Annotated in this window: 16 protein-coding genes; 5 read left to right on the forward strand and 11 right to left on the reverse strand. The window is 58.1% G+C overall.

What is annotated here, in order from left to right; genetic code table 11:
• Window positions 1–5: 5 nt before the first annotated feature.
• Window positions 6–1,547, forward strand: coding sequence for an AMP-binding protein (locus HWX89_RS14535; protein WP_138791458.1), 1,542 nt, complete (start codon window positions 6–8; stop codon window positions 1,545–1,547).
• Window positions 1,548–1,647: 100 nt separating this feature from the next.
• On the opposite strand, the gene HWX89_RS14540 is transcribed toward HWX89_RS14535, so the two are convergent.
• The 4 genes from HWX89_RS14540 to HWX89_RS14555 all read right to left on the reverse strand — a co-directional run bounded on the left by HWX89_RS14540 (window position 1,648) and on the right by HWX89_RS14555 (window position 7,246).
• Entirely contained in the window at window positions 1,648–4,437 is a 2,790-nt protein-coding gene (locus HWX89_RS14540; RefSeq protein ID WP_138791457.1) for a bifunctional aconitate hydratase 2/2-methylisocitrate dehydratase, read from the reverse strand.
• Between the two features lie 324 nt (window positions 4,438–4,761).
• Entirely contained in the window at window positions 4,762–5,292 is a 531-nt protein-coding gene (locus tag HWX89_RS14545) for a hypothetical protein (RefSeq protein WP_138791456.1), read from the reverse strand.
• Between the two features lie 26 nt (window positions 5,293–5,318).
• The gene (lplAB, locus tag HWX89_RS14550) at window positions 5,319–6,368 is read right to left on the reverse strand and encodes a lipoate-protein ligase LplAB (protein WP_138791455.1); all 1,050 of its coding nucleotides are present in this window, start codon (window positions 6,366–6,368) and stop codon (window positions 5,319–5,321) included.
• Between the two features lie 38 nt (window positions 6,369–6,406).
• Window positions 6,407–7,246 (reverse strand): MetQ/NlpA family ABC transporter substrate-binding protein, encoded by an 840-nt coding sequence (locus HWX89_RS14555; protein WP_138791454.1) that lies wholly within the window; start codon window positions 7,244–7,246, stop codon window positions 6,407–6,409.
• A gap of 247 nt (window positions 7,247–7,493) precedes the next feature.
• On the opposite strand from HWX89_RS14555, the gene HWX89_RS14560 reads away from it, so the two are divergent.
• Complete coding sequence (locus HWX89_RS14560) at window positions 7,494–7,691, forward strand: hypothetical protein (protein ID WP_138791453.1); 198 nt, start codon at window positions 7,494–7,496, stop codon at window positions 7,689–7,691.
• Between the two features lie 129 nt (window positions 7,692–7,820).
• Here the strand turns inward: HWX89_RS14560 and HWX89_RS14565 are convergent, their stop codons facing one another.
• Together HWX89_RS14565 and HWX89_RS14570 are read right to left on the reverse strand one after the other, a co-directional pair.
• Complete coding sequence (locus HWX89_RS14565; protein ID WP_178340773.1) at window positions 7,821–9,185, reverse strand: FAD-containing oxidoreductase; 1,365 nt, start codon at window positions 9,183–9,185, stop codon at window positions 7,821–7,823.
• Window positions 9,182–9,640, reverse strand: a complete 459-nt coding sequence (locus tag HWX89_RS14570; protein ID WP_138791452.1) for a DUF4126 family protein — start codon at window positions 9,638–9,640, stop codon at window positions 9,182–9,184. The genes HWX89_RS14565 and HWX89_RS14570 overlap by 4 nt, the downstream gene beginning before the upstream one ends.
• Before the next feature lie 454 nt (window positions 9,641–10,094).
• Here HWX89_RS14570 and HWX89_RS14575 point away from each other — a divergent pair, with 454 nt between their 5' ends.
• Together HWX89_RS14575 and HWX89_RS14580 are read left to right on the forward strand one after the other, a co-directional pair.
• The gene (locus HWX89_RS14575) at window positions 10,095–11,837 is read left to right on the forward strand and encodes a type I secretion system permease/ATPase (protein WP_138791451.1); all 1,743 of its coding nucleotides are present in this window, start codon (window positions 10,095–10,097) and stop codon (window positions 11,835–11,837) included.
• Window positions 11,834–13,138 carry an HlyD family type I secretion periplasmic adaptor subunit gene (locus HWX89_RS14580; protein ID WP_138791450.1) on the forward strand — a complete coding sequence of 435 codons (1,305 nt, stop codon included), beginning with the start codon at window positions 11,834–11,836 and terminating at the stop codon, window positions 13,136–13,138. The genes HWX89_RS14575 and HWX89_RS14580 overlap by 4 nt, the downstream gene beginning before the upstream one ends.
• Before the next feature lie 45 nt (window positions 13,139–13,183).
• Here HWX89_RS14580 and eglC read toward each other — a convergent pair whose 3' ends face one another.
• The 5 genes from eglC to HWX89_RS14605 form a co-directional block, all read right to left on the reverse strand.
• A complete protein-coding gene (gene eglC / locus HWX89_RS14585) occupies window positions 13,184–14,581 on the reverse strand; it encodes an endo-1,3-1,4-beta-glycanase EglC (protein ID WP_138791449.1) in 1,398 nt (465 codons plus the stop codon).
• 234 nt (window positions 14,582–14,815) lie between these two features.
• Complete coding sequence (gene phnE, locus HWX89_RS14590; protein ID WP_138791448.1) at window positions 14,816–15,628, reverse strand: phosphonate ABC transporter, permease protein PhnE; 813 nt, start codon at window positions 15,626–15,628, stop codon at window positions 14,816–14,818.
• A 61-nt stretch (window positions 15,629–15,689) separates the two neighbouring features.
• On the reverse strand, window positions 15,690–16,682 hold the full coding sequence (gene phnD / locus HWX89_RS14595; protein WP_138791447.1) for a phosphonate ABC transporter substrate-binding protein: 993 nt from the start codon (window positions 16,680–16,682) through the stop codon (window positions 15,690–15,692).
• Window positions 16,683–16,708: 26 nt separating this feature from the next.
• The gene (gene phnC, locus HWX89_RS14600) at window positions 16,709–17,551 is read right to left on the reverse strand and encodes a phosphonate ABC transporter ATP-binding protein (RefSeq protein WP_138791446.1); all 843 of its coding nucleotides are present in this window, start codon (window positions 17,549–17,551) and stop codon (window positions 16,709–16,711) included.
• Window positions 17,552–17,851: 300 nt separating this feature from the next.
• Window positions 17,852–18,712 carry a LysR substrate-binding domain-containing protein gene (locus tag HWX89_RS14605; RefSeq protein ID WP_138791445.1) on the reverse strand — a complete coding sequence of 287 codons (861 nt, stop codon included), beginning with the start codon at window positions 18,710–18,712 and terminating at the stop codon, window positions 17,852–17,854.
• A 139-nt stretch (window positions 18,713–18,851) separates the two neighbouring features.
• Between HWX89_RS14605 and psrA the strand changes: the two genes are divergently transcribed.
• Entirely contained in the window at window positions 18,852–19,958 is a 1,107-nt protein-coding gene (psrA, locus tag HWX89_RS14610; RefSeq protein ID WP_138791444.1) for an iron-containing alcohol dehydrogenase PsrA, read from the forward strand.
• The last annotated feature ends 83 nt before the right edge of the window (window positions 19,959–20,041 follow it).

Genomic DNA, 20,041 nt, shown 5'->3' on the forward strand with positions numbered 1-20,041 from the left:
TTTCCATGACCGTTACGATCAAAGACTTCCTTGGAAGCTTCAAGACAAAGGCCGACAGGGTTCCTGACCAGGTGTTTGCCCGGTTCAACGGCGAGCCGATCACCTTTGGCCTGCTCGATAGCATGTCGGACAGCTTCGCTGCAGAATTGCGCCGACGCGGATTGCAACATGGCGATCGCGTCGCTGTCATGATGCGCAATTCCCGGTTTTCACTTGCGGTCCTCTTCGGGCTTGCCAAAGCCGGTGTTGTCTGGGTGCCGGTCAATGCCCAGCTTCGTGGCGACGGCCTGAAATACATTCTGGAGCATTGTGAGCCGGGTACTTTCGTTTGCGACGCGGACCTGCTGGATACCGTCAATGAGAGTGGGGTGACGATCGATGCCTCAAACATCATTGTAGCCGGTGGTGAAGAGCCATCCCCTGCGCTTGAGACTATCCTGGCAGCACAGGCGCGTTTTGACGAACCAACACCTCAAGCCAGCGATCTTTTTGCAATCATGTATACCTCAGGTACGACCGGGCGTCCCAAGGGGGTGATGGTCACGCACGGCATGATCCGTCTGGCGGGCGAGGCGGTGCGGACACTGTCGCTGGCGAAGGCCGGCGATGTGTTCTTCGTCTGGGAGCCGCTATATCATATAGGCGGAGCGCAACTCATCGTGCTGCCAGTCATCGACGATATCCAGCTTGCCATGGTCGATCGTTTCTCGGCCAGCCGCTTCTGGGATCAGGTGCGGACCTATGGCGCGACCCACATACATTATCTGGGCGGTATCCCGCAGATCCTGCTCAAACAGCCGGAGACCGTGTCGGACAGGAAACATCCGGTTCGGATCGCCTGGGGTGGAGGTTGCCCAAAGGATGTGTGGCCGCTTTTCAGCGAACGTTTTGGTGTCGAGATGCGCGAATGCTACGGCATGACCGAGGCATCGAGCATCACAACCTGCAATGACAATGGCGTTGTCGGTGCTGTCGGTCGGGCCATGCCGTGGTTTACTGTCGACATTCTGGGGGAGAACGGCCAGCCCGTTCCGGTTGGAGAAAAGGGAGAAATCGTCGTTCGTACATCTCTCGATGGCGCCTTGTTCAAGGGGTATCTGAACAATCAGGAAGCAACCGACAAGGCGCTGAAAAACGGCAGCCTCCATACCGGCGATTCAGGCTCCTTCGATGCGGACGGCAATCTCTGGTTCCACGGCCGTCTGACGGATAGCGTGCGGTGCAAGGGAGAGAACGTCTCTGCCTGGGAGGTGGAGCATGTTGCTTCCTCTCACCCTTCGGTCGAAGATTGCGCGATGATCGGCGTGAAAGCCGAAATCGGCGAACAGGACATTAAGCTCTTCGTCAAACCGAAGGCCGGCAGCGTCATCGTTCCGTCAGAGCTTTCCGTCTGGCTCGGTGAACGGCTGGCCACCTACCAGAACCCGCGTTACATCGCCGTTGTCGATGAGTTCGAACGGACGCCCAGTCAACGCATCATGAAGCACAGGCTGCCGTCAGGCATTGATACGTGCTGGGATCGCCTGTCACTACCCATGGCGTCCTGACCCTTCAGCGCCGCTTTATCGCCTCTAAAATCTGGCTTTGAAACAAAACGGCCCGCGAAGAGATTGTCTTCGCGGGCCGCAATATTTTGAGATCGAAATCTTAGTAGTGAACCGAAAGGGAATCGATCGGTGTGGTCTTTGGCGGCGCGAACTTCGTCAGATCGATGCCGTCGACAGCCGAGCGATACTCTTCGATGCTCGGGGTACGACCGAGAATTGCCGACAGCACCACGACCGGGGTCGAGGCCAGCAGCGATTCACCCTTCTTTTCGGCGGTATCTTCCACAACACGTCCCTGGAAGAGACGGGTCGACGTTGCCAGAACGGTATCGCCCTTTTCAGCCTTTTCCTGGTTGCCCATGCAGAGATTGCAGCCCGGACGCTCAAGATAAAGGATGTTCTCGTATTCCGTACGGTTGGACGTCTTCGGCTTCAGGTCATCGAATTCAAAGCCGGAGTACTTCTGCAGGATTTCCCAGTCCCCTTCAGCCTTCAACTCATCGATGATGTTGTAGGTCGGCGCTGCAACGACGAGCGGTGCCTTGAACTCGACCTTGCCTTCGGCCTTTTCGATGTTCTTCAGCATCTGCGCGACGATCTTCATGTCGCCCTTGTGCACCATGCACGAACCAACGAAGCCGAGGTCCACCTTCTTGGTGCCACCGTAATAGGACACCGGGCGGATCGTATCGTGGGTGTAGCGACGCGACACATCGACGTTGTTGACATCAGGGTCGGCGATCATCGGCTCGTCAATCACGTCGAGATCGACGACGACTTCGGCGAAATATTTCGCATTGGCATCCGGCGTCAGCGCGGGCTTTTCACCCGAACGGATCTCGGCAATGCGCTGGTCAGCCTTGTCGATCAGGCCCTGCAGGGTCTTGCCGGCATTGTCCATGCCCTTGTCGATCATGATCTGGATGCGCGACTTGGCGATTTCCAGCGACTCGATCAGGGTTTCGTCCTGCGAGATGCAGATCGATGCCTTGGCCTTCATTTCGGCCGTCCAGTCGGTGAAGGTAAAGGCCTGGTCAGCGAGAAGCGTGCCGATGTGCACTTCGATGATACGGCCCTGAAACACGTTGTCGCCGTGCTGCTTGAGCATCTGCGCCTGGGTTGCGTGAACCACATCGCGGAAGTCCATGTACGGCTGCATCGTGCCCTTGAAGGTCACCTTGACCGACTGCGGGATCGGCATGGTTGCTTCGCCGGTGGCGAGCGCCAGTGCGACGGTGCCGGAGTCTGCACCGAAGGCGACGCCCTTGGACATGCGGGTATGGCTGTCGCCGCCGATGATGATTGCCCAGTCATCCACGGTGATGTCGTTCAGCACCTTGTGGATCACGTCCGTCATCGAATGATAGACGCCCTTCGGGTCGCGCGCGGTGATCACGCCGAAGTTGTTCATGAAGGACATGAGCTTTGGAATGTTGGCCTGTGCCTTCTTGTCCCAGACCGATGCCGTATGGCAACCGGACTGATAGGCACCATCCACGAGTGGCGAAATGACGGTCGCCGCCATGGCCTCGAGTTCCTGCGCGGTCATCAGACCGGTCGTGTCCTGCGAGCCAACGATGTTGACCTTGACGCGAACGTCGGAACCGGCGTGCAGAACCTTGCCCGGCGTAACGCCGACGGCGTTGCGGTTGAAGATCTTTTCAACTGCGGTCAGGCCCTGGCCTTCGATCGCGATTTCCTTGTTCGGAGCGAAGACAGGCGTCGCTTCGATGCCAAGAGTTTGCGCGGCAAATGTCTGGAGCTTCTTGCCGAAGACGATGGCGTAGGAGCTGCCGGCCTTCATGAATTCCATTTTCTGCGGCGTGAAAGCAGCGGCAACATCGACCAGCTCATTGCCGGTCTCGTCGCGAAGCTTCTTGTTCTTCGCGTCGATCTTCAGGACAGTGCCGGTCTCGACCGAGAATTTCTGCTCAAGGATCGGGTTGCCGTCATTGTTGAGGATCGGCTTGCCGTCTTCACCGGTCTTCTTGACCCAGTTCTTCAGGTTGATGCCGATACCGCCCGTCACGTCGACGGTGGTCGCGAAGATCGGCGAAATGCCGTTGGTGCCTGCGACGACAGGGGCAAAGTTGACGAAAGGAACGTAGGGGCTGGCCTGCTTGCCGGTCCACAGCGCCACGTTGTTGACGCCCGACATTCGCGACGAACCAACGCCCATCGTGCCTTTTTCGGCGATCATCATCACGCGCTTGTCCGGATGCTGCTTCTGCAGCGCGACGATTTCCGCCTGCGCTTCCGGCGTGATCATACACTGGCCGTGGAGCTGGCGGTCCGAACGCGAATGCGCCTGGTTGCCGGGGGAGAGAAGGTCGGTGGAGATATCGCCTTCTGCAGCGATGAAGGTAACGACCTTGATCTCGTCTTCGACATCGGGAAGCTTGGTGAAGAACTCGGCCTTGGCGTAGCTTTCCAGAACGTCCGTCGCAATGGCATTGCCAGCCTTGAAGGCATCACGCAGGCGGAACATGTCGGCGTCATACAGGAAGACCTGGGTCTTCAGTACGTCACCAGCCTGCTTGGCAATCGCAGCGTCGTTGCCGAGCGCGATGTCGAGCAGGACTTCGACCGAAGGGCCACCCTTCATGTGCGACAGAAGTTCCAGCGCAAATGTCGGCGTGATTTCGGGAACAACCGTCTCGCCGAGAATGATTTCTTTCAGGAACGCTGCCTTGACGCCAGCCGCACTCGTGGTGCCGGGCAGGGTGTTGTAAATGAAGAACTTGAGAGCATCGGACCGGTGCTCGCTGCCGGCGTCCTTGATCAGCGTAATGATTTCGCTGGTGAGCGCGCCGTCATCAATCGGCTTGGGAGCAAGCCCTTGCGTTTCTCTGCTTTTGATTTCAGCCAGGTAGTCCAGGTAAAGGTTCATCGCAATCCCAACTTCATGATGTATATGGCGTCGAAATGCGGCGCCATCAAACCGTTTTGTTCATCGGCTCGGGTTCCTATGGGTCTCGAATACGTCACCCAAGGCCGACTGACAAGATGTCGCACTTCAGTAAAAAAGTAGTGCTTTTCATTCAACATTCAACGGTTGAAAACAGCCGGTGGTCCGCCCGCACCATTGGAACGATTGAATCGGTCGATTTTTCTCGTTCGACCCTCAAAATCTCACAAATCATGGTGTGTTGGTGGCTGATTTCGGCCGCATCGGCCTCTGGCTTACAAGGCAGACGAGCGCGAATTTTCCGATTTAATGGAGTGTTTTGGTCGCCCGGGACGCGCGGAGGCCGGTTTCCGACTGGCGTGTGATGCGTGCTCTCAGGCTCAACGGCAGGGGTGCCAGAACCACACCGAGATTGCGAAGCGTGGCAGCAAAGGTTTCCGCCGAAGCGGCCACTTTTATCAGGCTGGTTTCGGGGCAGAGTTGCGTCAGGCAAACGCGGAATATTTGCTCATCCCAATGCTGGATGCCGGCAACGATACCAAGCAAGAGCACTTCGTCCGGACTGATGAAGCGTGATCCGGCCCGGTAAGCGACGAGGGGACGGAACGCGCAGGTATTTAGCGAGGTCATGAACCGCTCGAGTGCGGCTGCAGCCTCCGCTCCCGCTGAGGCGCCAAGTTTGTCTTGATAAAAGCGCAACGCGGCCGGTGCTGACCGGTCGCGCATGTCATCGATCGGATCGGCAAGCAGCCGATAGCCCTCGAGCACGAGTTGCTCTGCCCGACGGTTGAGGTAGTCCTCCGTCGTGGGAGCATAAGTACCCGTGTCTTGTGCCATGGCGATTTCCTCGACTGGCTAGCCTGTCACGGAACGTGACGAAGCCACTCATCCGTCGAGAATTTTTCGGCGGCCAATTTTTCGGCGGCGGCGTATTCCTCGGGTGAAATGCTGCCGGCAGCTCCGCCATTCATCGAACGGAACGTCTCCTTCATCCGCTCGATGATTTCTTCCCGTGGCAGGCCGGTCTGGCTGCGCAGAGGATCGACACGCTTGTTGGCGCTGGTGGTGCCCTTGTCGCTCAGCTTCTCTCTGCCGATCCGCAGTACCTTGACCATCTTGTCGGCGTCCATGTCGTAAGCCATGGTGACGTGGTGCAGCACGGAACCGGCGGTGAAGCGCTTCTGCGCCGCGCCACCGATCTTGCCTTTGGTGCTCGAAATGTCGTTGAGCGGCTTGTAGAATGCATCGATCCCCAGCGAGTTCAGCGCTTTCAGGACCCAGTCATCAAGGAAGGCGTAGGAGTCCGCAAAGCTCATGTCACGCACGAGTTCCGCTGGCGCATAAAGCGAATAGGTCACGGTCGTGCCGGGCTCGACAAACATCGCACCGCCACCGGTGACACGGCGGACGGTCTCCACACCGAATTCGGCAGCGGCTTCCAGATCCACTTCGTTTCGCAACGACTGAAATCCGCCGATGATGATGGCAGGGCGTTCCCATTCCCAGAACCGCAGGCAAGGAGCGCGGCGACCTGCCGCGACTTCCTTGGCCAGCACTTCGTCGAGGGCGAGATGAATTGCCGGCGGCAAAGCGGGTCCCTCCAGAATCTGCCACTCATAATCTCGCCATGTCCCGGTTACGCCAAGCGCTCTGCGGACGGCGATTGCCACGGCCTCGGCGCTGAAGCCGATCATTTCAGCACCGGGGCGTAGACCGGCTCTGACCGCTGCAATGATCTCTTCGACGCTGGAAGAGACTGGCAGCCCTTCCAGCGATGTGCGGATATCGTCCAGCGCTTCAGCCGGCTCCAGGAAGAAGTCGCCAGATACCTGCACGTCCAACAGGCGGTCATCCAGATTTTCGAGATCGACGACAACCAGCTTGCCGCCCTGTACCTTATATTCACCATGCATGCGTGTGTTCCAATCAGAGGCTTATGCGTCGCGGTTTATCAGGGAAACGAGACCAGATCGCCATAGAGTGACCGCAGCTTCTCCTTCACGGCCGCCGAGTTCCGGTAGATGTCGATAAACTTCCGCAACTCTTTATCGTCTTTCAGTTCAGGTCTTGTTACGAACTGGAATGCATAAATCGGGTCGTTTTCAAAAATAAGCCCGGACGCCGGGTCGAGACCCGCCAGCTTGGCAAATGTCGGGTAGGTCGCCCCGGCATCGACCTCATCCAGCGCACGGGCGATCTGCGGTCCATCGAGCTGCACAATCTGAAGTGGTTTGTGCCAGACAGTGACATCTTCCAATGTCGCGCGGTGACCCACATCAGGCTTGAGTTCGATCAGCCCAGCGCGCTCGAGCAAACGCAACGACCGCGCCGTATTGACCGCATCGCCGGAAAAAACGATGCGTGCATTGTCGGGCAGATCCTGCAGGTTTTTGTACTTTTTGGAGTACAGCCCGAATGGGGTGCTGAATGCCGGTGCAATCGCAACAAGATTTTGTCCGCTGTTCGTGTTGGAAAATTCCAGGAACGGTATGTGCTGGAACAGGTTGGCATCGACCTCGCGGTCGGCGACCGCTCTGTTTGGTGTGTTCCAGTCGTTGAATTCAACAAGCTCGACCTTCAGCCCGGCAGCTTCGGCTTCAGTTGCCGCGATCTCGGCCGCCTGGTTTGAAATACTTGTCGCCAGGGCGATGCGCAGTGTTTTGGGCTCTTGAGCGGTCGCGCCGGGAACACCCCATACACACGCCAGCGTCGTGGCGATGATCCCCAAAACAGTCCGGCGAGTGGCCGTGGTCGACGTTGAAACATTTCGTGGACGGCGATGAAGGAGCATGGGTGAGACTTTCAATGAAGGCGTGAGCCGTAGCGTCTGTGTAGATCGGCTTCGGCCTACAGTAACATGATATTTTTAGTCAAGAATGCAATTGATGCGTTGGTCTTCGATGTGTTCCCGATAGATCAGAATGCTTCCTTTTGGCGACTTTTTTCAAAGCCCCCTTGCAACGAATTGTGTTTCTAGTTTAGAATAATTCTAATAACTTGATCAATAATTTCAACTTAAGCTTTTGAAAGGAGCTCCCATGTCCAGCAATCCTTCCTGCAACGCCTGTGCATTTTACGAAGATCACACGGCCAACAGCGGCAAGGTATCGGCGGACGCCGGCCTCTGTCGTTTCAACCCGCCGGTCTCGCAGCCGCAGGCCGATTCCCGCGGTCTGTGGCCTGTCGTTTCGTCGAAGGACTGGTGCGGCCACTTCAGCACCGAGCGCGCAGCTTGATAAACACAGGGCGGTCATAAGCCGCCCGATTTGCGTGATGAAAAAAGGGCGGCCGTCTTTGATGGCCGCCCTTTTTCATTTGGATGAGTTACACCAGTCAGGTCTGAACTGCAGAACCGTCGACGGACGTTACTCTTTCATGCTGAGGACAACCGTTGGCCAGAATTCGGAGACGGTCGGGTGGATGGGGACTGCCCAGCGCAGTTGATCGTAGGTCGCACCGGCGTTCATCATGTCGAGAATGCCGTGGATCGATTCGTCGCCGCCGGTGCCGAGAATGGCGGCGCCGAGAATTTCCTTTGTCTCGGCATCGGCGATGAACTTCATCAGGCCCTGGGTCTCACCTTTTTCGACGGCGCGGCCGACGCGGGCCATGGATTGGTGTCCAACAAGAACCTTGCGACCGGTCTTTTTCGCTTCCGTCTCGCTCATCCCGATGCGGCCAAGGGGCGGGTCGATATAAAGCGCATAGCCGACCCGGCGATCGGAGACCTTGCGGTCCTCGCCGTCGAAGAGGTTGGCCGCGACAATCTCGAAGTCATTATAGGCCGTGTGTGTGAAGGCGCCTCGGCCATTGCAGTCGCCCAAGGCCCAGATGCCCTCGACATTGGTGGCGAGACGATCATCCACCTTGATGTAACCGCGCGCATCGCGTTCAACGCCAGCCCGATCGAGACCGAGATCGTCGGTGTTCGGACGGCGGCCAACGGCGATCAGAACGTCCGAGCCGATGATGTCTCCACCATCTCCACCGGTCTTAACGGCAATACCGTCTTCATGTTTGCGGAAACGAATATCGTCGGCGTTGGTGTGAATGGCGATGCCTTCGGCCTCGAGAATGCCGCTGATGGCCTCGGATATATCCTCGTCCTCTCGCGCGACGAGGCGGGGACCCTTCTCGATGACCGTGACCTCGGCGCCGAAACGACGATACATCTGCGCAAACTCCAAGCCGATGTAACTACCGCCGATAATGATGAGATGCTTTGGCACGCGGTCCAGCATGACGATGTCGCTGTTGGTCATGTAGGGCACGTCATCGATGCCTGGAAAATCCGGGATTGCCGCACGACCGCCGACGTTCAGGAAGATCTGCGGCGCGGTCAGAAGCTCATCGTCAACGCGCACGGTGTTGGGGCTTTCGAAACGCGCGTGACCTCGCATCAGTGTGCAGTTCGCCATGCTGCCCAGCCAGCTTTCGTTTCCGTGACGGCTGTCCAGCGTGACCTTGTGCGAACGGCGCATAACCGTCGGCATGTCGATCGCCACTTTGCTGTCCAGCACCACACCATATTCTGCGCCCCGGCGGGCAAGATGGGCCGCATAGGCACTGGCGACCAGTGTCTTCGTTGGTTTGCAGCCGGTGTTGACGCAGGTGCCACCGACATGTTTGCGCTCGATGATCGCAACGCTCTTGCCGGCATCGTTGAAACGTCCGGCAAGCGAAGGGCCGGCTTGCCCGGCCCCGATGATGATTGCGTCAAAAGCCTTCATAGCGATGAAACGATCAGGTAGGCGCCGATAATGGCGACGGCGTCCTCGATAAAGGCGGCCGGTGGATCCTTGCCGAAGCTGGCGGCCAGTTTGCCGCGCGCAGCGGCACCGCCATAGGTGCCGATCACGGCGCCGACAATGCCGGCGATCAGGCCAACAATCCAGTTGCCGGAGGGTACGCCAATTGCGGCACCTGTCAGCGCACCCATGAGAATACGTGCGCCGAACTGCTGCGGTACCTTGCGGCTGGGCGTCGAGGGCAATTGGTCGGTGACCAGTTCGACGGCGGCGAGGATGGTGAAGATACCAACGGCCCAGACGGAGCCCATGAAGGCCAGCCAGGAGCCGGACAGATCGAGCCAGCCCAGCCAGGCTGCCCATGCAATCGCGGCCGGTGCCGTCATGGCGCGGAGTCCGGCAATCACGCCAATCAGAAGTGCAAGCAAGAAAGACATCTTTACCTCAAGGTTGGTTATTCCAGGCGATGATAAGAAAGATGATGCCAAACCTTCCCGAGTGTCTGTCTTTGAAGAATGCGAGACTTTTGGACTTTGGAAGAATGCGATTTCCGGCTCGGTTTGTGCGTTGATTTAAGCTGCTTTTTCTGAGCGTTTCAAGCGGCGTTATTTGGCGATATCTGGCTTATCTTCGAGCGTTCTCCCGGAACGCTCCGAGACGGCGTAAAGATGAAATCAACCTGTTTGAAATGCTTCGTTGTTCCTGGTCAACGTCAATACGGCACAGTGATCATCGCGGTTTTAGGCGCGGCTTTACCAACGCCACCTGTGTGGAAGATTTTCGCTTCGGAAAGCCGTCACCTTCCGGGACAATAGGATACCCGGTCAACCCTTCCAAAGGTGTCTGATCGGCTCTTCTTGCGACCTCAAAGCCCGGAAGGAAAAAGGCGACGTGCAATCGAAGCTGACATCCGACACCTACAGAAAGACAGTTCTTCAACCGCTCAGAAGATCGGTTTTCTCCATTGGCGCCACCAGCGCGGTCATCAATCTGCTGGCGTTTACCGGCCCGATTTTCATGTTGCAGGTCTATGACCGCATCCTGCCGGGGCGCAGTGTTCCGAGCCTTATCGGCCTCGCAATCATCGCCGCGGCACTTTTCCTGTTTCAGGGCGTCCTTGAACTGCTTCGATCGCTTTTACTCGCCCGGATCGGTGTCTCGATTGACCAGCGGCTTAATCGGGGTGTTCTTGGCGCGCTGGTGTCGACGCCGGCGAATGGATCGTCGACTGGCGATGGGCTCCAGCCGGTGCGCGATCTCGATCAGGTGAGGAATTTTCTGTCCGGTCCCGGCCCGACAGCGCTGTTCGACCTGCCATGGATGCCGGTTTATATCGCGGTCTGTTTCCTGTTTCACGTGTGGATCGGTGTTGCTGCCCTCTGTGGCGCCGCCATTCTGGTGATCTTTGCGGTCCTTGCGGAAATCCTCTCCCAACGCCCGGCAAAGGCTGCAGCGCAGTTTTCCACGCAGCGGCACGCCTTTGCTGCCGATGCCCGGCAAAACCGTGAGGCGGTCATGGCCATGGGCTTTGCCTCACGGCTGGCAAACCGCTGGGCTGCTGCAAGCGACCGCTATTTCGCCAGCCAGATCAAGACGGCCAATATCGTCTCGCTCCTGACCACGTCCTCGCGCATCGCCCGGATGATGCTGCAGTCGGGCGTGCTTGCTGTCGGCGCGTTTCTCGTTATTCGTGAAGAGGCAACCGGTGGTATCATCATCGCAAGCTCCATCCTTGTCAGCCGGGCACTGGCGCCGGTGGAGCTTTCGATCGGGCAGTGGCGCAGCTTTGCTGCAGCCCGGCAGAGCTGGTCACGCCTTGCCGCACTTCTGGCCGCGACACCGCAGATGGACCGAGCGGTGAAACTGCCTGCACCAAAAGCCACGCTGACGGTTGAAAACCTGTCTCTCGCAGCTCCTGGTCGGCGCGACCTGTTGCTTCGCAACGTATCCTTTGAACTGGCTGCCGGTGCCGTTCTCGGTGTCGTGGGCCCGAGTGCTTCCGGCAAGACATCTCTGGCGCGGGCGCTGATCGGTTTTTGGCCGTCAGCGGCCGAGGCGATAAAATTCGATAAGGCATCGCTGGCCCAATGGGAGCCCGCCGAGCGAGGCAGACATATCGGCTATCTGCCGCAGGACGTGCAGTTGCTGGACGGATCGATAGCCGACAACATTTCCCGCTTCGACACTGACGCTCCCTCTCAGTCCATCATCGCTGCGGCAGAGGCTGCCGGCATTCGCCAGATGATTGCCGAACTGCCTGATGGTTTTGAAACAAGGATCGGAGAGGGCGGCGTGATCTTGTCCGCTGGTCAGAGGCAGCGTGTAGCGCTGGCGCGGGCTCTCTACGGTGACCCTTTCCTCGTCGTGCTGGACGAACCCAATTCCAATCTCGATGCCGAGGGCGAAGCGGCACTTCTACGGGCGCTTGAGACGGTGCGTGAGCGTGGCGGTATCGCTGTTGTCGTTGCCCATCGGCCAAATGTGTTGTCCGTTGCCGACCATATCCTTGCCCTTGGCCAAGGTCGGGTCCAGGCCTTCGGGCCGAAGGAAACCGTACTGGCTCAGCCGGCGAAAGCGCCGGTGCCGGGCCCGCTGGCGTTTCGCGTCACCTATGGCAAGGACATGGCATCATGAACGGCAAGACCGACCTCGATATGGATAAAAGCATCCGACGCCTCTCGCGTATCGTCTTTGTCACGATCTTCGTTCTCGTTGGTGTGGCTGGTGGGCTCGCCGCGACCGTCAATATCGCTGGTGCGATCATTGCGTCCGGTACTCTCGTCGTTGATACCCAGGTCAAGCCGGTACAACATCTCAAGGGTGGTGTGGTGCAGGAGATCCTCGTACGTGACGGCGACAGTGTCGAGGCGGGGCAGGTTCTCCTGCGTTTCGACGGCACGCAGGCGCGCGCCAACCTTGCGATCATCCGCAAGCGGTTGAAGGAACTCTCTGCCGTGGCAACAAGGTTGCAGGCCGAACGGGACGCGGCAACGGTGCTGACCATCACTAACACGCTGGCGACCTCCGATCCGGATAGTTTTCGATTGCTGCTTGGTGAACAACGCCTCTTCAACGACCGCCGTGCCTCACGGGAGGGGAGAAAGTCGCAACTTCGCGAACGCATCAGCCAATTGCAGCAGGAAGCGGAAGGGCTTGCGGCGCAGGAAAAGGGCAAGCGTCTGGAAATCGACCTGGTAGAAAAGGAACTCGCCAGCCTTAGAAACCTCCTCGATCAGGGTATCGTTTCTGCGGCCCGGGTTTATTCGCTTCAACGCGAGAGCGCGCGTCTGACGGGCGAACTCGGCAATTTTATTGCTTCTGTCGCGCAGGTGAAGGGGCGCATCACCGAAACCGAACTGCAAATCATCCAGATCGAGGATGACCATGGTAGCGAGGTGTCCGAACAGCTCCGACAGACGCAGGGCGATATCGGCCAGTTTTCCGAACGGTTGATCGCTGCTGAAGACGACCTGAAACGCATCGATATCCGCGCACCGCAGGCGGGTGTGGTCGATCAGATGGCCGTTCATTCCGCGGGGGCTGTTGTCAGTGCGGGTGAAACGATGCTGCGGATCGTTCCAAGCGATGACCACCTGACGGCCGAGCTTAGAATTGCACCGCGTGATATCGACCAGATCGCGCCCGGGCAGGCGGTGGTGCTCAATCTGTCAGCCTTCAATCATCGTGATACACCTGAACTCGATGCCCGCATTTCCACGGTTTCTGCCGATCTTCTGGAAGACAGGCAGACCGGAGAAAAATATTACCGCGCCAGAGCAACGATCGAGACCGATGAGTGGAAACGATTGGGTAAACGGCAGGCGGTTCAGGGAATGCCCGTCGAAGGATTTGTTCAGACCGGAGAGCGAAGCGTCCTTGCTTATCTCGCCAAGCCCATGACCGATCAGATCGGCCAGGCATTTCGGGAAAACTAGGAGCCATGCGGCGAAAAAATCGCCGCATGAACGTTCTGCCCGGTCTCAGACGTACCAGTCATCGATCGAATAAGCCTTGATGTAATCGATCTTCATCTGCGAACCGTCGCTGAAATCTTGCGCCGACGGTGTTCCGGCCATGCCGCCGACGGCGAGATTGACGATCATGTACATTGGATCATGCATGTCTGACGGGGTGTCGATCTGCGCTACGGCCACATCATCGATGTACCAGGTGATGTGGTCTTCCTCCCACAAGACGCCGTAGGTGTGAAAACCTTCCGTGCTTGCCACGCTGACATTGTTGATGATCGATGACTGTGAGCCATTTTCGTTGGTGTGGGCCGACATGATGACCGTATTGGGGTTCTGGCCTCGCATTTCCACCACGTCCAGTTCCGGCGGCCATGAGCCATCGGCCGGAAGCAGCCAGAAGGCGGGCCAGGCGCCCTGGTCGTCAGGCATGTCCGCACGGATCTCGAAGTAACCGTAGGTCTGGCTGAAGGAGGAATAGGTATTCAGCATGCCCGAGGTGTAGTCGTAACCGTTCACCTCACTTTCGATCGACGAGGGTGTGGCGGCTGCAGTAATCGTCAGAACGCCGTTCTCGACCGAAAATGGATTGACGGAGGATGTCGGCTCATAGGACGGATTGATGTACCACTGCTTTTCACCGTTTCCGGTGAGCGTGCTGCCTTTTTCCGGCGCCCACCAGTATTTGGCGTCCCATACGCCCTGTTCGCCGTCGCGGAGCGATAAGGAATTGAAGTCATCGGTGAAGGTTGCCGTGAGCACCGAACGATCGAGGCTCAATTCAAACTGGTCTGCCTGCAATTCATCGGCCGTTGTGTTTGCCAGCACGACACTTTCGCCGTTTCCGAGATTGAGCCACAGGTCGTTTCCTTGCTGTGTGGCATTGCTCATCAACTGGTCGAATGACGTGATGCCGTAGTCGTTGAGGCGGATGGTGTCGTCAGAGCCGAAATCGGTGATGAGATCGGTGCCGTTACCTTTCGTGAAGATGAAGGTATCAGCGCCACCTCCACCAATCAGCACGTCATTGCCTGCGCCACCGTCGATGGTCTGCGAGCCCGAACCACCGGTGATGATGTTGTCGAGGTCATTGCCGAAGGCATAACGGCCGTTCCCCGTGACGCGCAGGTTCTCGAAATTGTCGGGTAGTGTGTAGCTCATCCATGTGTCGATGGTGTCGATGCCCTCCCCGGCATTTTCGACCGCTCGATTGATCCCCGAATAGAGGTAGTAGATGTCATCGCCCGTACCGCCGATCATCGTCACATCAACGGAACTGTCACCCCACATGGAATCGTTGCCTGCCTTACCGTAAAGTTGGGGGCCGGAATTGGTGGCAGAGAAGAAACCTGTGGAACTTCCGCTGTAATAGAGCGTCTCGCCAAGCGCATTCAAAACTGTCTGGGCCATCGCAATGCCTCCTGTTCGTGGTGGTCCTCCGCAAAACTCCTCCTGCGGAAAACCTAACAGTCCGGCTTTTCTGATTTAGGGCGAAAATGAGATGTCCTGTTCCAATACGGGAATGGCGGCGCAAATCTGCCGCCGTGTTTAACGGGGCGTATTGCTCCGGCACAACCGCGTGATTTTCTGCTTCATTATGAGGCAGGGCGCCACGCGGTCACGGCTCCGAAGCGGAGTCCGGCGTTACAGGACGAGCTTGCGCAACTGCTGAGACAGAAGGTCCATCAGGCTGACGGTGGCGATGATGATGATGAGCATTGCAGAGGCCTGCGGATAATAGAAACCGCGAATGTTTTCGAACAGAACCTGACCGATGCCACCGGCACCGATGAGCCCGAGAACGGTTGCCGAGCGGATGTTGGATTCCAGGCGATAAAGTGAGAGCGAAATCCAAAGCGGCAGCACCTGGGGGATGACGCCGAACAGCACTTGCTGCACGCGAGAGGCACCGGTTGTGCGGATCGCCTCGACCGGGCGAGGGTCGATGGCTTCGACCGCCTCGGAAAACAGTTTGGAGAGCGTGCCCGTGGTGTGGATGAAAAGCGCCATCACTCCAGCGAAAGGGCCAAGACCGACAGCCACCACGAAAAGGACCGCAAACACCACTTCATGAATGGCGCGGAACATGTCCATCAGGCGACGGACTGGCTGCAGCACCCACCACGGCGCCATGTTGTGTGCCGAAAGGATGCCAAGCGGGACGGAAAAGACGACCGCCAGAAAAGTGCCCCAAAGGGCGATCTGCACCGTGACGACCATTTCCTCCAGGTAAAATCGCCAGTCACCGAAGTCGGGCTTCATGAAGCCGCTGGCATATTCAGCCATGTTACCGGCATCGGTGAACAGATAGGTCCATCTGCCTATCTCCGCCGGTGTCCAGCTATAGGCCAATGCCGCAATAACGGCGAGCAGGATAAGGCCGTTTCGCGTTCCGCCTGGTTGTTTCGGCAAAGATGCGGTCACGGCAGTGTCTGTTGTCGTCATCGCTTTGGTCATGGAATTGTCTCGCGTTGGAAGAGGAGACAGGCCATCGGGCCTGTCTCACGGTCGATCGGGGTCAGTTGCCGAGGCTGGCGAGCTCGGCTTCGTATCTTGCCTTCTGCGCTGTCAGGTCCTTGATCTTTGCGTCTCTTGCTGCGGCATCGAGCTTGGCGTCGCCCTGAGCCTGCGCAATGGCCTTGGTCAGTTCCATGACGCGGATCGGCAGAAGCTGGTTGTCGTTGGAGGCGCGGAATGGCGACCATTTCAGACCCGCGAGGATTTTCTTCTCTTCCTCGACGTTACCCTTGGACTTGTCGGTGCCGTAGGTCAGGAAGAAATCGCGGATCTTCGTCTTGGCTTCTTCCGGCAGGTCCTTGCGCCAGACAATCGGATCTGCGGGGATCAGAGGCGAACGCCAGATTTCGCGGATGTTGGCGAACGCTTTCGGATTGTTCTGCTCGATAAGCGCCATGTTCTCGGTGTTGTTGGCGGCAGCGTCGACCTGTTTGTTGGCCACCGCCATGGCATTTGTTTCATGGTTGGCGTTGGTGACGTTCTTGAAGCAGGTCTTCGGGTCGATGCTGTTTTTCGAGAACACGAAGGTCATCGGCACGAGATAGCCGGAGGTGGAGTTGACGTCACCGAGACCGAAGTTGAGCGACTTGTCGCAGGTCAGGAGCTGGTCGATCGTCTGGATCGGAGACTCTTTCGGCACGATGACCACGGACCAGTAGCCCGGCTCACCGGTGACGGCGACGCTCTGAACGAACACTTCGCCATCGGCGCGGTCGACGGCTTCCATGGCCGACTTGTTGCCGTACCAGGCCATCTGCACCTTGTCGAAGCGCATGCCTTCAATGATGCCGGCATAGTCGGACGCGAAGAAGGGTTTCACCTCAAGGCCGGTCTTTTCCTTCATCGCATCGAGGAAGGGCAGCCAGCTGCTTTTCAGGTTCTGCTGGGATTCGGTCGAGATGATACCGAAGTTGATGGTTTCTGCCGCATGCGCTGCAGACCCCAGAGTAAGGGCGAGCGACATCGCCGCCATGCTTTTCAGGATCGCGTTCATCGTAGTCTCCGTGTCGTCAAACGTGGTTAGGCGGGCAGGGGCTGTGCCTGCAGTCTGTTGAGGACCGGCTTGAGGGCCGGAGCGGCATGGCCAGCCGGAGCATCCGGCAGGACCAGTTCTTCCGAGGCCGCGCCATAAAGCTCGGCCAGGAATTCGTTCGTCAGCGCGCTGGATGGTCCGTCATAAACGATCTTGCCATTGCGCATCGCAACGGTGCGCGGGCAATAACGGCGCGCATATTCGACCTGATGCAGCGATACGACCACGGTGATGCCGTCGCTGGAATTGATATCGGAGAGGACATCCATGACGCGCCGCGCAGATGAGGGGTCGAGTGCGGAGATCGGCTCGTCGGCAATCAGGATTTCGGCTTCCTGAACCAGCGTTCGGGCAATGGCGGCGCGCTGCTGCTGGCCACCCGACAGCGTTGAGGACCGCTGGGTAACCACCTGGGGAATGCCGACCCGTTCCAGCGCGGCCTGCGCCTTGCGTTTTTCGTCGTGGTTGAAGAGGCCAAGCGTTCCGCGCCAGCGCGGCGTGCGGCCCAGGTGGCCGATCAGTACATTGGTCTGCACGGAAAGCCGGCCGACCAGATTGAATTGCTGGAAGATGACGGAAACACGGCCCCGTTTCAGGCGTCGGTTGAGGCGCCCGCTGTCCTGACACAGATCTCCGAGGACGTCGATGCGTCCACCGGCAGCATCTGCCACTTCCAGCCCGGCAATATGGCGGATGAGGGTGCTTTTGCCTGAGCCCGAAGCGCCGATCAGCGCAACCATTTCACCGCGCTCGACGGTCAGGCTTACCTTGTCCAAAGCACGTGTCTTGCCGAAAGTCTTCGAGACATTGGAGACCGTTATCGCTGTCATTGCTACCTGTTCCTTCAGCCAAAATTCGGCATGGTTGTCCCGCACGCAAAAGAACAAGTCCCGTGCGTCGTGCAGAATTTAATGTGAATCGTCCAATGTCGTCCGGCTATCGATGTATAGATCCGGACTGGATGCAATTACCCTGTGAATTGCCTGGTCGGATGACGTTTAATTACAGGTCACACGATGACAGTTTCGTGACAAAACGCCGTCTGTGACCCGTAGGTGCAATCCAAATTATCTGTCGATACCATAGGTCAAATCTATGGGTTGCGCCGACTGTTTTTGCGAGAGTCCGTCCTAGAGAACGGTTTCGACAAAAGCCTTGATCGATCGCACCGTCTTTCGGTCTTCCAGAAAAGCCAGCCGATACTCCGTTCTGATCATGCCGCCGGAAATGCGCAATGTCTTCATGCGTGGGTGGGGGACGAATTCGAAGTCGGCTACGACACCGATCCCAAGTCCCCGTTCAACCGCTTTCCACACACCCTCGCGGCTGCCGATTTCCATGAATGGCGTGAGGGCAACATTGGCAGCTTCAGCCGCGCGCTCAAGCGCATAACGGGTGGTTGAGCCTTCTTCCCGGAGGATCAGGGGCTCGCCCGCCAGCTCGGCCAGTTCGATCTCGTCCCTTTGCCACCAGGCATGGTCGTCATTTACGAAGGCGACGATCTCCTGCGTGCTGAAGGTCATGGTCTTGATGCGAGGGTCGTCGATCGTATGCGCCAGGATCGCAATATCGGCTTCGAGCTCAAGGACGCGTTTCAACGTGCGGTCGGAATTGCCGAGAAGCATGTTGACCTTGAAAGAGGGATAACGCTCGATGAAGCGCGCGATCATGTCAGTGGCATGGAACGGGCTGACGGCGGCAATCTTCAGTGCACCGGTCTTCAGTTCACCGAAATTGAGAAGCAGCTCCTCCGCCTCTTCGTGAAGCTTGAACAGTCTGGCGCTGATCGAAAGCAGCGAGCGGCCAGCCTCGGTCAGCTCGATCTGGCGGCCCTGACGCAGAAAGAGTTCGACGCCGTAGCGTTCCTCCAGTTCGCGGACCTGCGTCGTCAATGTCGGCTGGCTGACCCGAAGTGCGCGCGCGGCGGCCGAGAAACCGCGATGGGTGGCTACCGCCTGAAAGGCTCTCAGATGGGTAAAGACGATGGCCATGTTCAGATCTCCTCTCCCTCTCGCGACCGGTGCGAGACGGCGTCTAATCCATAGATCCTATCAATGGATCGTAACAAAAATATGGATTGGATTTATTGTCTTTGCCGGGTCATTCAATCGGCGAAACAAGGAGCGACCGATGCGTGCCTGGACCTATTCCAATCCTGTGAAGATCATCTTCGGGGCCGGCGCCCTTGCCGAGGCCAGAAAAGCCGTCGGCGACCGTGCCTATTGCCTGCTGACCTACAACGATCATCCGTTCTTCGACGAACTCGTTGCCCGTATCTCGCAAGAGCTCGGCGAACCGGCGGTTATAGTGCGGGATGTCGAACCGAACCCCAGCTTCGACGGCCTGAGAGCTGCCTGCTGGTCCTTTGGCGCCGCCACCCGGACGCCTGAAGTCATTCTGGCGATCGGTGGTGGTTCGGTCATCGATACAGCCAAGGTTCTCTCGGCCGGTGGTCGTGATTTTTCCCGCGTCCAGAATTTCCTGGAAGGCCACACGGGAGCAGACACATTGCTCGATCTTCCGATCATTGCCGTGCCGACAACAGCAGGTACAGGTAGCGAGGTTACCTGCTGGGCAACCGTCTGGGACACGGCGGCCAAGAAGAAATACTCACTCGCCGACGCGCGTTATTATCCGCAATACGCCATTCTCGACCCGGAACTAACGCTGGGTGTGCCGCGGGCACTTGCACTATCCACCGGGCTCGACGCTCTGTCGCATGCGCTTGAAAGCATCTGGAACGTCAATGCCAACCCGGTGTCTGCAAGCCATGCGGTTTCTGCGGCGCGGGAGATCATCGACGTTCTGCCGCTTCTGGTCGACAATCTCGGTGATATCGGTCTGCGCGAGCGCATGATGCGGGCAAGCCTTTCGGCCGGTTTGGCGTTTTCCAACACCAAGACGGCGCTTGCCCATTCTCTTTCCTATTACCTGACGCTGCATCATGGCACGGTGCATGGTATTGCATGCTCCTTCAGCCTGCCGGCGATCATGCGCAGCGTGATGGGCCACGACGCCGACTGCGACGCTGCTTTGCGCCGCATTTTCGGTGACGATCTCTCTGCCGGTGCCGATGCGCTGGAGGCGTTCCTTCACCGGCTTGGCGTCTCGACGATGGCAACCGATTACGGTGTGACACGGGAAAACTGGCTGCGGGCCATCGATGACGCGCTGCTGGGCGAGCGCGGCCGCAATTTCATTGGCAGCCGTGATGCTGTGCTTGCTTCAGCCGCCTGAGACATTGGTTTTCGACCCGCGACGTTACCGAGAAAAGTGCTGTCATGCTTTGACTGTAGACAGATCGGGCAAAGCATGAATTT

This window comes from Rhizobium sp. RM (assembly GCF_013390595.1).
Taxonomy (GTDB): Bacteria; Pseudomonadota; Alphaproteobacteria; order Rhizobiales; family Rhizobiaceae; genus Agrobacterium.

Bases quoted from the DNA above. Each gene is read 5' to 3' on its own strand.
- phnC (WP_138791446.1), bottom strand. From the start codon at position 17,551: ATGACAGCGATAACGGTCTCCAATGTCTCGAAGACTTTCGGCAAGACA.
- HWX89_RS14545 (WP_138791456.1), bottom strand. From the start codon at position 5,292: ATGGCACAAGACACGGGTACTTATGCTCCCACGACGGAGGACTACCTC.
- HWX89_RS14535 (WP_138791458.1), top strand. From the start codon at position 6: ATGACCGTTACGATCAAAGACTTCCTTGGAAGCTTCAAGACAAAGGCC.
- psrA (WP_138791444.1), top strand. From the start codon at position 18,852: ATGCGTGCCTGGACCTATTCCAATCCTGTGAAGATCATCTTCGGGGCC.
- HWX89_RS14565 (WP_178340773.1), bottom strand. From the start codon at position 9,185: ATGAAGGCTTTTGACGCAATCATCATCGGGGCCGGGCAAGCCGGCCCT.
- HWX89_RS14580 (WP_138791450.1), top strand. From the start codon at position 11,834: ATGAACGGCAAGACCGACCTCGATATGGATAAAAGCATCCGACGCCTC.
- HWX89_RS14540 (WP_138791457.1), bottom strand. From the start codon at position 4,437: ATGAACCTTTACCTGGACTACCTGGCTGAAATCAAAAGCAGAGAAACG.
- phnE (WP_138791448.1), bottom strand. From the start codon at position 15,628: ATGACCAAAGCGATGACGACAACAGACACTGCCGTGACCGCATCTTTG.
- HWX89_RS14570 (WP_138791452.1), bottom strand. From the start codon at position 9,640: ATGTCTTTCTTGCTTGCACTTCTGATTGGCGTGATTGCCGGACTCCGC.
- HWX89_RS14605 (WP_138791445.1), bottom strand. From the start codon at position 18,712: ATGGCCATCGTCTTTACCCATCTGAGAGCCTTTCAGGCGGTAGCCACC.
- HWX89_RS14560 (WP_138791453.1), top strand. From the start codon at position 7,494: ATGTCCAGCAATCCTTCCTGCAACGCCTGTGCATTTTACGAAGATCAC.
- eglC (WP_138791449.1), bottom strand. From the start codon at position 14,581: ATGGCCCAGACAGTTTTGAATGCGCTTGGCGAGACGCTCTATTACAGC.
- lplAB (WP_138791455.1), bottom strand. From the start codon at position 6,368: ATGCATGGTGAATATAAGGTACAGGGCGGCAAGCTGGTTGTCGTCGAT.
- phnD (WP_138791447.1), bottom strand. From the start codon at position 16,682: ATGAACGCGATCCTGAAAAGCATGGCGGCGATGTCGCTCGCCCTTACT.
- HWX89_RS14555 (WP_138791454.1), bottom strand. From the start codon at position 7,246: ATGCTCCTTCATCGCCGTCCACGAAATGTTTCAACGTCGACCACGGCC.